The organism is Mucilaginibacter lutimaris, assembly GCF_042676625.1.
In the GTDB taxonomy this organism is placed as follows: domain Bacteria; phylum Bacteroidota; class Bacteroidia; order Sphingobacteriales; family Sphingobacteriaceae; genus Mucilaginibacter; species Mucilaginibacter lutimaris.
This window is the reverse complement of the sequence record NZ_JBHTIA010000013.1, coordinates 223,993-236,478: the sequence shown is the minus strand read 5'-3', so window position 1 is coordinate 236,478 and position 12,486 is coordinate 223,993. Positions and strand designations below refer to the sequence as shown.

General features: G+C 43.9%; 13 protein-coding genes. 6 read left to right on the top strand and 7 right to left on the bottom strand.

What is annotated here, in order from left to right; translation table 11 throughout:
• Positions 1-9: 9 nt before the first annotated feature.
• The 3 genes from ACFQZI_RS18980 to ACFQZI_RS18970 form a co-directional block, all read right to left on the bottom strand.
• Positions 10-1,311, bottom strand: coding sequence for an NAD(P)/FAD-dependent oxidoreductase (locus ACFQZI_RS18980; protein WP_377145320.1), 1,302 nt, complete (start codon positions 1,309-1,311; stop codon positions 10-12).
• Positions 1,312-1,497: 186 nt separating this feature from the next.
• Entirely contained in the window at positions 1,498-2,355 is an 858-nt protein-coding gene (locus ACFQZI_RS18975) for a sigma-70 family RNA polymerase sigma factor (RefSeq protein WP_377145318.1), read from the bottom strand.
• A 148-nt stretch (positions 2,356-2,503) separates the two neighbouring features.
• Positions 2,504-2,695 (bottom strand): cold-shock protein, encoded by a 192-nt coding sequence (locus ACFQZI_RS18970; protein WP_377145317.1) that lies wholly within the window; start codon positions 2,693-2,695, stop codon positions 2,504-2,506.
• 273 nt (positions 2,696-2,968) lie between these two features.
• On the opposite strand from ACFQZI_RS18970, the gene msrA reads away from it, so the two are divergent.
• Positions 2,969-3,598, top strand: coding sequence for a peptide-methionine (S)-S-oxide reductase MsrA (msrA, locus tag ACFQZI_RS18965; RefSeq protein WP_377145316.1), 630 nt, complete (start codon positions 2,969-2,971; stop codon positions 3,596-3,598).
• The gene (gene msrB / locus ACFQZI_RS18960) at positions 3,598-4,116 is read left to right on the top strand and encodes a peptide-methionine (R)-S-oxide reductase MsrB (protein ID WP_377145314.1); all 519 of its coding nucleotides are present in this window, start codon (positions 3,598-3,600) and stop codon (positions 4,114-4,116) included. The genes msrA and msrB overlap by 1 nt, the downstream gene beginning before the upstream one ends.
• Positions 4,117-4,172: 56 nt before the next feature.
• Here the strand turns inward: msrB and ACFQZI_RS18955 are convergent, their stop codons facing one another.
• Complete coding sequence (locus ACFQZI_RS18955) at positions 4,173-5,057, bottom strand: NAD(P)H-binding protein (RefSeq protein ID WP_377145313.1); 885 nt, start codon at positions 5,055-5,057, stop codon at positions 4,173-4,175.
• A 2-nt stretch (positions 5,058-5,059) separates the two neighbouring features.
• Between ACFQZI_RS18955 and ACFQZI_RS18950 the strand changes: the two genes are divergently transcribed.
• The 4 genes from ACFQZI_RS18950 to ACFQZI_RS18935 all read left to right on the top strand — a co-directional run bounded on the left by ACFQZI_RS18950 (position 5,060) and on the right by ACFQZI_RS18935 (position 8,009).
• Positions 5,060-5,500, top strand: coding sequence for a winged helix-turn-helix transcriptional regulator (locus ACFQZI_RS18950; protein WP_377145311.1), 441 nt, complete (start codon positions 5,060-5,062; stop codon positions 5,498-5,500).
• A gap of 217 nt (positions 5,501-5,717) precedes the next feature.
• Entirely contained in the window at positions 5,718-6,293 is a 576-nt protein-coding gene (locus ACFQZI_RS18945) for a fasciclin domain-containing protein (RefSeq protein ID WP_377145309.1), read from the top strand.
• A 149-nt stretch (positions 6,294-6,442) separates the two neighbouring features.
• The gene (locus ACFQZI_RS18940; RefSeq protein WP_377145307.1) at positions 6,443-7,591 is read left to right on the top strand and encodes an FAD-dependent oxidoreductase; all 1,149 of its coding nucleotides are present in this window, start codon (positions 6,443-6,445) and stop codon (positions 7,589-7,591) included.
• A 109-nt stretch (positions 7,592-7,700) separates the two neighbouring features.
• Positions 7,701-8,009, top strand: coding sequence for a hypothetical protein (locus ACFQZI_RS18935; RefSeq protein ID WP_377145305.1), 309 nt, complete (start codon positions 7,701-7,703; stop codon positions 8,007-8,009).
• A 15-nt stretch (positions 8,010-8,024) separates the two neighbouring features.
• Here the strand turns inward: ACFQZI_RS18935 and ACFQZI_RS18930 are convergent, their stop codons facing one another.
• From ACFQZI_RS18930 to ACFQZI_RS18920, 3 genes are read right to left on the bottom strand one after another with little or no spacing between them, the layout of a single operon-like run.
• Complete coding sequence (locus tag ACFQZI_RS18930) at positions 8,025-8,576, bottom strand: PAS domain S-box protein (protein ID WP_377145304.1); 552 nt, start codon at positions 8,574-8,576, stop codon at positions 8,025-8,027.
• A gap of 48 nt (positions 8,577-8,624) precedes the next feature.
• Positions 8,625-10,607, bottom strand: coding sequence for an HRDC domain-containing protein (locus tag ACFQZI_RS18925; RefSeq protein WP_377145302.1), 1,983 nt, complete (start codon positions 10,605-10,607; stop codon positions 8,625-8,627).
• Between the two features lie 56 nt (positions 10,608-10,663).
• Entirely contained in the window at positions 10,664-12,352 is a 1,689-nt protein-coding gene (locus ACFQZI_RS18920) for an RluA family pseudouridine synthase (RefSeq protein ID WP_377145300.1), read from the bottom strand.
• Between the last annotated feature and the right edge of the window lie 134 nt (positions 12,353-12,486).

Genomic DNA, 12,486 nt, shown 5'->3' with positions numbered 1-12,486 from the left:
AAGATAGGTTTACACGCCCGATTTAAATATCATCCTGAAAGATTGATCGCGGCTTAGATAGGCTACCGCCCAGTTATAAAGCGTACGTAATTTATTACGATAATTAACCAGTGAAATAAGGTGGATGAACAGCCACATAAATAGCGCTATAATTCCGCCAAAGTGCACTTTGTGTTTAAATAAGTCTACCACTGCGCTGTTGCGGCCAATAATAGCCATATCGCCCTTATCAAAATATTTGAAAGGTTTTAGTGGCCTGGCTTTGGCCATAGCTATAAAATTAGCTGCAAGGGTTTTGCCCTGCTGTATGGCAACCTGTGCAATTTGCGGGTGCCCCTTAGGGTAGGCGCCATCAGTAGTTTGAATGGATGCATCGCCTATAGCATATACATCCTCTAAACCTTGTACCTTGTTATGCTCATCGGTTATCATGCGCCTGCCAATGCCAAGGCTGGTTACAGGGATGCCCTCAAAAGTGTTTGCGGTTATACCCGCCGCCCAAATAAGGGTATTAGATTCTATCACCTCGCCGTTAGATAGCAGTATCTTGCCGTCAACAAAATCGTTAACATGCAGGTTAAGCTTTACCTTAACACCAAGCCCGGTAAGTACTTTATAGGCTTCCTGATGCGTTTTCTCGCTCATGGCGCCAAGCAGTTCCGAGCCACCGTCAACTATGTATATGCCGCCGGGTTGGTTAATCAGTTCAGGGTAATCTTTGGCGAAGATATACTTCTTCATTTCGGCCAACATGCCTGATACTTCCACGCCGGTTGGCCCGCCCCCCGCAACTACTATGGTTAGCAGTTTTTTGCGCTCTGCAGGGTCTTTGGTAATGGTAGCACGCTCGAGGGTTTGCAGTAAAGCGTTACGCATGCGCAGGCCATCATCAATACTTTTCATGGGAATGGCATTCTGCTCGATATTGGTGTTCCCGAAAAAGTTTGTTTTAGCCCCGGATGCAAACACAAGGTAATCATATGTTAGCTCGCCATCTTTTAAGTAAACTATTTTAGATGCGGGGTCAACTTTCACAGGTTCACCCATTCGGAACCGTATGTTATCCTTGCGAAACAATTTACGGAAAGGGTAGCTGATGCTTGATGGTTCAAGGAAACTGGTTGATACCTGGTAAAGCAGGGGAGGGAAATAATTGTAGTTGTTTTTATCTACCAAAGTAACCTGGTAGTTTTTGTTTTTCGCCACGTTTTGTGCAAAGTTTACACCGGCAAAACCGCCCCCAATAACCACAACTTTTTTTGCCCCTACAGGGTTGTACCCCACCTGGGCCGGGTTAGAAAGATCGCTCATTTCTTAAGTTTTTTGTTTGTCACCGTTATAAATGACTATGTAAATATACGCAAAGTGTATAGTGTACACTAATGCGGAATCGGAAATTTACACGGTGTTGATGATGCATATTTACACAAATAACAGGCCACAAAAAAACCGCTTTAAACGTGTTAAAAGCGGTTTATATTCTGCCGGTTTGGGCGGCTACAAGTATGATTGCAGCGCGCCGCTACGCGATGATTGTTTAATGCGTTGCAGGGCTTTATCCTTTATCTGGCGAACACGTTCGCGGGTAAGCACAAATTTTTCACCTATTTCTTCTAAGGTATGGGTATGGTTATCACCAAGTCCGTAAAATAACATCAGTACTTCGCGGTCGCGTTCACCTAATTTTGATAGCGAACGGCTAAGTTCGGTAGCTAACGAATCGTGTATCAAACCACTATCGGTGGTAGGGTCGTCGTTATGCATAACATCAAGCAGGGTACCTTCTTCTCCCTGTTGAAAAGGGGCGTCCATAGATACCTGCCGGCCAGAGTTACGTAACGAATCGGCAATTTTTTCGACCGTTGTTTCCAGGCATTCGGCCAGTTCTTCGGGCGTTGCCTCGCGTTCCAGCTGTTGCTCAAGCGATGATTGTGTTTTGCGGATCTTGCTCAACGTACCTATCTGGTTCAAAGGTAAACGTACCGAACGGGATTGGTCTGATATGGCCGAGATAATAGATTGACGGATCCACCAAACGGCGTATGATATAAATTTAAAACCTTTGGTTTCGTCGAAACGGCGGGCTGCCTTAATAAGGCCAAGGTTACCTTCATTAATAAGATCGCCAAGGGTAATGCCCTGGTTTTGATATTGTTTTGCTACAGACACTACAAAACGAAGATTGGCTTTGGTAAGTCGCTCTAAAGCGGCCTGGTCGCCTTCGCGTATTTTTTGTGCCAGTATAACTTCTTCCTGGGCGCTAATGAGGTCTACTTTACCAATCTCTGTTAAGTATTTATCCAGCGATTGGGTTTCGCGGTTGGTAATGGATTGACTTATCTTAAGTTGTCTCATTTAATAGGGATATGCGGCACGTTAGCCGGCAATTAAATAATAAAATAACTTTAAAAGAGCGTGGGGGTCGGGCGTTTTAAATGCCCTCAAAAAAAATAAAAAGCATCCGTATGGTTAACGGATGCTTCACGATTATTAATATAGTGTATTAAGCTACTTTAACTTTTACCGCGTTGGGGCCTTTTTTGCCTTCTTCTACTTCATACTCTACGGTATCGTTCTCGCGGATGCGGTCAACTAAACCAGATGAGTGAACAAACACTTCTTTGCCACCATTTGAAGGGACGATGAAACCAAAGCCCTTTTCTTCATTAAAAAATTTTACTGTTCCTTGTTGCATTATATTGATTTAAATAGTTACAAATGTACCTTTAATTATTCATTAAATGGTATTAATAATTAATTGATACCTTTTACTTATGATTATAGGTTGTTTTATAGGTAAAACACGAGAATTTTTTTTTGGTGATGTTTAAAATTGATTTGTCATGTGCATATCACAATTGTAACAACGTAACGGTTTGTAGCACTTTTTAAGGCAAATCGAAAATACTTACAACCATTTTTTACGTTAGTTAAGCAACACGGTAAAGCGTGTACATTTAAATTATTTATGAAGAAGATAAGCATCCACATCGTATTATTATTGTTAGCGGGTTTCAGCGCCATGGCAGGTTCGCCGACTAAAGCTGTTGCAGATAAAATTAAATTAGATACTGCCACATTCGCCACCGGCTGCTTTTGGTGTACCGAAGCCAAGTTTCAGCAACTTAAGGGGGTTAAAAAGGTTGTATCAGGTTTTAGCGGTGGTAACATAGCTAACCCAACGTATAAGCAGGTTTGTACAGGTACCACAGGGCACGCTGAGGCATGTAATATTATTTACGACCCCAAGGAGATCACTTACGACGAATTGCTTGAGGCATTTTTTGTAGCGCATGATCCCACCCAGCTTAACCGACAGGGTAATGATGTAGGTACGCAATACCGTTCGGCTATATTTTACCATAACGCCGCCCAAAAGCAAAAGGCCGATTACTACATTGGTAAGCTAAATGCCGAAAAAGCCTACAAAAGCAAAATTGTTACCCAGGTTAGCCCTTACAAGGCTTTTTACAAAGCCGAAGACTATCATCAGAATTATTTTAACCAAAACAAAGGCAGCAACCCATATTGTAAATATGTGATACAGCCGGAGTTGGACAAATTCAAAAAAGTATTTAAAAACAAATTAAAGAGCTAATGAAAGCCATATATATCACCGCCCTGATTATGCTGAGTGCCGTTTGCACATTTGCGCAGCACCTTAAAAGCGATAAGGGCCACGAGAACAATCCGTATTATTCTAATACCGATACCCGCCCATTGAAAGTAACTGATGCCCAGTGGAAAAAGATATTGCCGCCGGCACTTTACGCCACCGCCCGCGAACAGGCTACCGAGCGCCCTTTTACCGGCCAGTTTTGGAACAAAAGCGCTAAGGGCACTTACTTTTGCGCCGTTTGCGGTAACAAGCTTTTTCGTTCTGATGCCAAGTTTGCAAGCGATTGCGGCTGGCCCAGCTTTTATGAACCTTCGCGCAAAAACGCTGTATTGTATAAGCAGGATAACTCTGTTGGTATGCAGCGTACCGAGGTGTTATGTGCCCGTTGCCAATCGCACCTGGGGCATATATTTGATGACGGCCCGGCGCCCACCTACAAAAGGTTTTGTATGAACTCCGTATCGCTGGATTTCCAGCCCGACGGATTTAATAAATAATTTGGAATACAAAAATGCCCCGCCAGTTACAAGCGGGGCATTTTTGTGCGGATTAATTAAGCTTTGTAAGCGCGTGCGAATATGTTGGTGGCAAATTCATCCAGTTTGGTTTTGCTGTGGGTTGGTATATGTTTGTCGTAATCTTCAAACAAAATGCCTTTACGCACTGCAGACCCCATTTCTACGTAATTGCGTGCAATTTCCGGCGGCAACCCTGCCTGCAACAAACCTTGCAATGCCTGCTCATCGTCAAAATTAACCCATTTCAGATCTGGTTTGCCAATGGCCCGGCCAAGCGTAGCGGCTATCTCATCGGTGGTGCGCTCGTCTGATGCAATGTAGCGCACGCTGGTGCCTGTAAATTCGCTTTCCAGTTCCTGCGCGGCAACTTCTGCAATATCACCGGGGTACACCAATACCAGGCGGGCGTGTTCACCATAGTTGGAGCCGATAAAGCCCAGGTGTTTGATCATATCGATATTACCTAAAAGATTGGTGTAGAAAAAGCCGGGACGGAGATGTTTGATAGCTACCCCCTCCAATTGCTTGTAGGTTTCTTCCAAATCGTGGATGCCGGAGATTGGGCCGGTGCCACCATTAATATGCGCGCCTATGCTGCTTAAATTAATAACCTTTTTTACGCCGGAGGCTCTGATAGCTTCGGCGTAGTTTTTACCTATTCCGCCAATAAACTCGCGATAGTTGGTGGCGGCGAAGTTATTTGGTACCATCGTATAAATGGCGTCTGCGCCGGTAAATGCCCTGGTTAAAAATTTAACGTCGTCTACTGAACCAATTGCAGGTATAGCGCCAAGCTTTTCAATTTCGGCGGTTTTATCTGCGCTGCTGCTAATAAGTGTTACAGTATGTCCTGCTTGTACTAATTTAATTGCCAGTGGTTTACTTATGTTTCCCAATGAGCCTGTTAATGTGATTTTCATGATTGTTTATATTTTTTGTTTTTGTTGATGACAAAGGTATATTTGCACTTACTTTTATACAAGTACTTACCCTAAAGTATGTATCTATGATAGCTATTAAAGAAAGCTCCACCCGAAATGAGAATAAGGAAATGGCGATCAACGCCTGCCCTGTAAGTTATGTAATGAGCAAAATTGGCGGGCATTGGAAGCCCATTATATTATATCAGCTTATGAGCGGCCCCAAACGTTATAACGAACTAAAAAGGGCTATACCTACAATTACCGAAAAGATGCTGATACAACACTTGAAACAGTTACAGGCCGATGATTTGGTCACACGCAAATCTGAACCGGTGGTGCCACCGCATGTAACTTACGAATTGAGCAAAACCGGCCAGAGTTTAGTGCCGGTTATAGATGCCATTGCAACATGGGGCTACAAATTCATTGGCAAAAACTAAAAAAAAGCGTTAAAAAAATGTTATAACAAGTATTTGGTTTTTAGCTGGTTGCGGTGCTAATTATACAGAAACGCCATCAGTTTTTTCTTGCCTGTTAAACAATTTTCGTTTTTTGTGCGTTATAGTTGGCAGTTATCCACTTAAAACAAACACTACGATATAGAAAAACTGATACGCTTTAACCAATATTATTAATTGAATTACAAACATGATTAGCATGAAAAGATCCATTTTAATGGTTGGCGCTTTAGTTTTAAGTTTAACAGCCACCAACGTATTTGCACAGGTTCAGGATACCACCAAGAAAACAACCACTACTACCACAACAACGGCACCTGCAGATGGCGCAAGTGATGTAGTTGGCGCATTAGCCAGCAATGCGGATTATTCTACCGCCCTTGCCGATGTAAAAGCGGCCGGACTTGATGCCACTCTTAAAACAGGCGGCCCATATACTATATTCGCGCCAAATAATGCTGCGTTTAGCGCCTTGCCACAGGCCAAACAAGACAGCTTAGCAAAAGATCCTGCCAAACTTGCCACCATTCTTAAAGGGCATGTGGTAACCGGTAAATATGCAAAAGCGGATATTATAAAAGCTTTAAACGCAGGTAAAGGTAAAGCTACCTTAACTACTATTGACGGGCAAACCCTAACGCTATCAGTTACTGCCGATAAAAAATTACAACTGGCAAATGCCGCCGGTAATACTGCACAGGTTATTTTATATGACCTGGTAGGCGCAAACGGTGTAGTGAATGGCCTTAATGGCGTATTGGCACCAACTAAGTAATTTTAATATTTTCACACAGCAAAAACCCTTAACGTAAGTTAGGGGTTTTTTGCTTAGATCAATCCGGACGATATTTTGAAGTATTTTAAAAGATTAAATGCCGGCGTTCGTCTTTGTTAATAGAAAGCACATTAGCTTTCTATAATCAGATGAACAATATCAGATCGAAAAATATAGCCATTATAGGTGCCGGCCCGGGTGGGTTAACGTTGGCAAGGCTTTTACAAATGAATGGCCTTAATGTTAAGGTTTATGAGCGCGATGCCGATAAAGACGCCCGCCCAAAAGGCGCGACGCTTGACCTGCACGACGAGTCGGGCCTGGCTGCCATTCGCGCCGCAGGTTTATGGGATGCCTTTATGCAGAACTACCGCCCCGGTGCAGACAGGTTGCGCATTGTAGATAAGCATACCAAAATATGGCATGAAGATGATGCCGAACGCAATGATGAATTTTGGCGCCCCGAGATTGACAGGGGGCCTTTGCAAAAAATATTGCTCGACTCCTTATTGCCCGGTACCGTAGTTTGGGATAGGCAATTTGCAGCCCTAACGCCCGATGGGGAAGGCTGGACTATAGCGTTTAAAAACGGGCTGACAGAACCGGCCGACATTGTAATTGCGGCAGATGGCGCAAACTCCAAGCTGCGCCCGTATCTAACGGATATTAAACCGTTCTTCGTGGGGATAACCGCTATAGAAGCTTCAGTTTATAACGCTGAAGTAAATGCCCCAAATATGCACAAACTGCTTAATGGGGGTAAAATATTCGCGCTGGATGATAGCAAAAGCCTTATAGTAAGCTCTAAAGGAGATGGCAGCCTGGTGTATTACCCCGGCTTTAAAACCAACGAAAACTGGGTGCAGGAATGTGGTATAGATTTTAGCGATAAGATGCAGGTGCTTGCCTGGTTTAAACAGGAATATAAAGGATGGGATGATGCCTGGGACGAACTTTTTGAGAATACTACCGGCAACTTTATCCCGCGCCCGCAATACTGTATGCCGCTTAACCAAACCTGGGAAGCTAAACCCAACCTTACCATGCTTGGCGATGCCGCGCACCTGATGCCGCCCTACGCAGGCGAAGGTGTAAATATGGCTATGCTGGATGCGCTGGAATTAAGCCGCCATCTGTTAAACCACTACCATCCGGATACGTTATCAGCTATTGCATCATACGAAACCCAGATGAGGAAACGTGCATCAGAAATGGCCGGCTTTACACTCCAAAATACTGACGCCTTGCACGCTGATGGTGCGCTACAATTTATGGTGAGCATGATGCAGGGCGGATAAAGAGAGGAAGTGTGGCGAACATTTGCCGCAATTCACCCGCTGATTTGTCTTAAATAAGGGTTTTAATGTTGGTTACCTGGCCTTACCTTTACTTATCAATTATAAAACTATGAGGGTAAACAGAGTACAGTACACCACCACCGCGGCATTCGCGCCGGTAAACAGCGCTAATATTGCAGCCATTATGTTAGAGGTAAAACAGCTTAACATACCGGGCATTAAATGCAGTTGCTGGCTGCTGCCTGATGGCAAAACGTTTATGCATTTAGACCAATTTGTAGATGATGCGGCGCATGACGTGTTGCTTTCTCTGGCATCTTTTAAAAAGTTTGATTCCGAACTCTGGGCAAGCGGTTTAGAAGTGGATCCGGTTATGATAAACCCAACGCTGGTAGCATCTACACAAGATTATTTTTAACGGCAATAAGTAAAGCTAAACTTCTTTAACCATCGCCATAATATTGCCGTTTTTTTGCTTGCGTATGAGGTGTGCGGTTATAGTTACGCTAATAAGGTTGCCATCTTTTTTGATTTGTTGCCAAGTGCCGCTATCATTCATTCCGGGCTGTAAATGGCGCACTGCGGCGTGCACAGAGGCAAGGTCTTGCGGAGCGCTCAGGTTGAGTAGATTCATATTAAGGAATTCCTCGCGGCTGTAACCGTAAAAAACTATAGCAGCTTCATTCACCGCGGTAAATGCCAGCGTGCGCAGGTCAATTATCCACATAGGGCTGGGGTTATCGTCAAAATAACTGCGGTAGCGTAGTTCGCTTTCGGAGATGCGGCGGGTATGTAATTTTATAAGCTGATAAAGGAATACACCAGTCAACAATACATAACCTATGCCCTTTATACTGCTAAGGAATAATACAAATTCAAGGTCGAAATGATTTTGCATGGCAAGCAAAAGCTTGTCGCTAAGCGTTATCCACAGCACACCTGCAATAACATAAATAGCCGCAATTTTTAAAGCCCCTGCCTTCATCTAATCCGAATATAGGCAATTTGATTTGTAATGCACCTGCTTGCAACACTAAAACAACCTCACCTGTTCGGTTTCCGGCCCTTGCTGGTAAATGCGGATAAGGGTAATAATATCCGCCCCGTGCTGGTTAGCCTTTAGCGGCCCCACACCTTTAATCCCGCTCAGGTTTTTTAGTGTTGCCGGTAGTTTTTCGGCAATAGCGGCTAATGTTTTTTCGGTGAACACCATGCCCGGCATTACTTTTTGATGAGCAGCCGTTCTTTCGCGCCAGGCAAGCAACTCGTTGTAAAGTTCTTCGTTGGGTATGGCGTTCAAGGCTTTAAGGTAATTTCGCTCGTGCGTGATCACTTTATTTTTAACCTGATCGAGGTAAACAGACGTTGCAAACGGGTTGGCCGAAAAGTATTGCAACAGTCTTATCCTGTTCATCAGCCAAATCATGAGCTCATCTGCTTTGGCGGCCTTTTCTTTGGAGCGGTCTATCAGGAATGGCAGGTTATTGTGTAAGGTTTCTACCGAGGCGGTAAGTTTCTCTAAAAAATAGGCCGAAGCTTGCCGGCTGCGTTCAATGTTCAGCTGTCGGTTAAACTTTTCGGCAACGCTAATGATGTCTTTTTCAAGATCGGGCAGCAGGCTGGTAAATTCCTTCAGCTTGGTTTGCAAAGGAACAAAGTTAAACAACTCACTCAACAGGTATTGCCGGTACAGGAACCTGTCGTGTTCGAGCCGTTTTTCGTCAGGTGCTATCTGTGCCGATTGCTCATTAAAGCGGCTGACTGCCGGGTCGCCAATAATGTTGCGTGCAGTAATGGGGTTACGTAAAACCATGCCCGCAAGGCTGCGGCAACGGCTTAGTGCAACATACGCCTGCCCGTGCGCAAACGATTCAGAAACATCTATTATAGCCTTATCGAAACTTAGCCCCTGGCTTTTATGGATAGTGATAGACCAGGCCAGCTTCAGCGGGATCTGCGCGAAACTACCAGAGTTAGTTTCGTTTATCTCATCTCCCTCCATCTGGTATTTAATGTTTGTCCACTCAAGCGCCTCAACTGCAATTTCTTTAGTATCAGTACCGCACTGTACATATACTGTTTGCTCATCAAGGTTGGTGACGGTACCTATTTTGCCATTGTAATACAGCTTTTCGGCCGAGGTATCATTCTTTACAAACATCACCTGCGCTCCAATTTTTAGTTTCAGGCTAACGTCGGTAGGGTAGGCGTCCCTCGGGAAATCGCCGCTTATGGTAGCGGTATATTCTACCTCGCGGGCGTTAAGGGCTTCCAGGTATTCACTGTTTATTTTTTGGGCGATGCTGTTATGGGTTGTAAGGGTAATATAAGGTTCGTTGGCAGTGGGTTTAAACCCGGGCACATGCCTTCCGTTTAAAATGTCAAGGCTTTCGGGACTGATGGTGTTGTTACGCACCTCATTCAAAATATCAACAAAGGCCTGTTCTTTTTGCCTGAAAACGTGGTTAAGTTCTATGCGTACATATGGCGCTTTTTGCATAACCCTGCTGCTAAAAAAGTAGGGGGTGTTGTAATAGGGCCTAAGTATTGCCCATTCATCATCTTTAATAATTGGGCTAAGTTGCGAAAGATCGCCAATGAGCAGCAGTTGCACCCCGCCAAACGGGTGCTGCGATCCTTTGATATTACGCAGTATAAGGTCTATTTGGTCCAGCACATCGGGGCGCACCATACTTACCTCGTCAATAACAAGTAGTTCGAGGTTTGCAAGCAGGTCTTTTTTTTCGGTGTTGAAATGTATTTCAGGCCTTTCGGTACCCGATGGAATAATAGGCCCAAACCCAAGTTGAAAAAATGAGTGAATGGTCATTCCCCCGGCATTAATGGAAGCCACGCCTGTGGGGGCCACTACGGCGAGCTTTTTTTGAGAAGTTTGCCGCAGGTTCTGCAGAAAAGTGGTTTTACCGGTGCCTGCCTTGCCTGTTAAAAAAACGATGGTATTGGTGCTTTCTAAATAATCGTAAGCCAGTTGCATTACCGGGTTCATCTCTGCCATGGGATGCAAAAATATAATTCTATTTTGCTAAAAATGTAAGCATGAAAGAAATTTTACTAAAAATCTTCGGGTATCTCAAAGTTTACCAATTGTTTGGTTTGAGGGTGAATGAATTGAAGGTACGCTGCATGAAGGTAGAGCCTTTCGGCGGCCGTGCCATATAAATCATCGCCAACAATAGGCGCGTTAAGCCCCTGCTCGTGTGCTGAATGCATCCTTAGCTGATGGGTGCGCCCGGTAAACGGCCAAAAATGGATCTTAGTTGTGTGCTCATCCCTTCCAATTACTTTCCATTTGGTAACAGCCTTTTTGCCGTTTTCAAAACAAACCAGTTGCCTTGGCCTGTTCAGCAGATCGGGGCATAGGGGAAGGCTTATCTCACCCTCGGTTTTAGCAATAACTTTAGAAAGTAACGCGGTATAACGTTTGGTAACGGTGCGTTTTAAAAACTGGGCTTGTATAAATTTATGAGCATCTTTTGTTTTGGCAACAACCAACAAGCCCGAGGTGCCCATATCAAGCCGGTGAATAATTAATGGCTCAATATTGCCAAACTTCGTTTTTAGGCGACTAAACACCGAATCCTGAACGTTAACACCAGGCACAGATCGCAGCCCAACGGGTTTGTTAACTAATACAAAGCAATCGTCCTCGTAAACAATATCTATGTCGTCGCTTTCTGTGGGGTTGTCTATAAGCGGATCGTCGTCTACAGGCATGCCCTGCAGCATGTGGGCCAAAATGGGTTTGCATTTGCCTGTGCAAGCAGGGTAAAAATGCTTGTGCTGCCGTATTTCAGATTTGGGTGCCGCGCCCCACCAAAACTCGGCCATGGCAAGCGGTTTGTAACCATGCTTAAAAGCGTATTGTAATAGTTTAGGTGTAGCACATTCGCCGGCAGCCGCAGGTGGTTTGCCAAAAACGGTGGCGCTGAAGATGTCTTGTAAACTTTTCTCCTTGTTATCTTTATTCAAGAAAACGTATTGTTCAAATAACTGCTGCTGCAACGCGGCAGAACGTTCCCTGCGCTCTTGTTTTAAGCTTTCTATTTTATCCTCAAATTTAGCTATGCTCAATTGCAGTTCTGCCACATGTTTTTCCCACCTGGCAGATAGTACATTCAGTTCATGCTTGTCGCGCAGGCTTTGTTTGATCAGATCTGCTTCAAATGCCTCATAGTCCTGTACATTTAAAAGATCTTTTTGCGCTTCGCGAAGTTGTTTGCGGGCGTTTTTATTGCTTTTTATGCGTTTTTTTAAGTCGGTTATTTCTATCTGTGAGAGGGTGACCGCCTGTTCTAATTCCTGTTTTATACGGATATAATTTGCATCAGCCTCAATGTTTTTTACCTGTTGGTTTATGGTGTTGATGATATCTTGCCCCTTCAAAAAAAAGCTATCTTCTAACAGCATATCAAAAACAGGGGGTACAAACCTGGAGTGGCTATTCGTGCCTGCCATCTTTCCGGAGAAGGCCGACAGGTAACCTAACTGTCCTTCATTATCCTGCACTACCAATACCCCAAACATTTTGCCTATAACAGGTCCATTATATTTATCATCCAACCCGAAATTATGATCCAGATCAGTTTGGGTTTGTAGGTATTGCTGTAATTCGGCAACGGCTATTTCGGTTAGCGGCTGCGGCTTGTAATAGAATGGAAAGGTGAATTTTTCGGGTAACGGTATGCCTTTAATTGCATCGTCAGTAAAATAAGAAATATAAGATTGCCCGTTGTTTGCCATTTGCGGCTGCAAAAGTAGATGTTATAATTCGGATATTTAGTTGTTACATAGTTTAATCATCTTTTTGTTAAAAGTAACCGGGGTCATTAAAATCAGCATATGAAATTCGTATATTTCACAATCAAGTGATCTAA

Coding starts and splice junctions, on each gene's coding strand:
- ACFQZI_RS18980 (WP_377145320.1), bottom strand. CDS start 1,311: ATGAGCGATCTTTCTAACCCGGCCCAGGTGGGGTACAACCCTGTAGGG.
- ACFQZI_RS18975 (WP_377145318.1), bottom strand. CDS start 2,355: ATGAGACAACTTAAGATAAGTCAATCCATTACCAACCGCGAAACCCAA.
- ACFQZI_RS18970 (WP_377145317.1), bottom strand. CDS start 2,695: ATGCAACAAGGAACAGTAAAATTTTTTAATGAAGAAAAGGGCTTTGGT.
- msrA (WP_377145316.1), top strand. CDS start 2,969: ATGAAGAAGATAAGCATCCACATCGTATTATTATTGTTAGCGGGTTTC.
- msrB (WP_377145314.1), top strand. CDS start 3,598: ATGAAAGCCATATATATCACCGCCCTGATTATGCTGAGTGCCGTTTGC.
- ACFQZI_RS18955 (WP_377145313.1), bottom strand. CDS start 5,057: ATGAAAATCACATTAACAGGCTCATTGGGAAACATAAGTAAACCACTG.
- ACFQZI_RS18945 (WP_377145309.1), top strand. CDS start 5,718: ATGAAAAGATCCATTTTAATGGTTGGCGCTTTAGTTTTAAGTTTAACA.
- ACFQZI_RS18940 (WP_377145307.1), top strand. CDS start 6,443: ATGAACAATATCAGATCGAAAAATATAGCCATTATAGGTGCCGGCCCG.
- ACFQZI_RS18935 (WP_377145305.1), top strand. CDS start 7,701: ATGAGGGTAAACAGAGTACAGTACACCACCACCGCGGCATTCGCGCCG.
- ACFQZI_RS18930 (WP_377145304.1), bottom strand. CDS start 8,576: ATGAAGGCAGGGGCTTTAAAAATTGCGGCTATTTATGTTATTGCAGGT.
- ACFQZI_RS18925 (WP_377145302.1), bottom strand. CDS start 10,607: ATGGCAGAGATGAACCCGGTAATGCAACTGGCTTACGATTATTTAGAA.
- ACFQZI_RS18920 (WP_377145300.1), bottom strand. CDS start 12,352: ATGGCAAACAACGGGCAATCTTATATTTCTTATTTTACTGACGATGCA.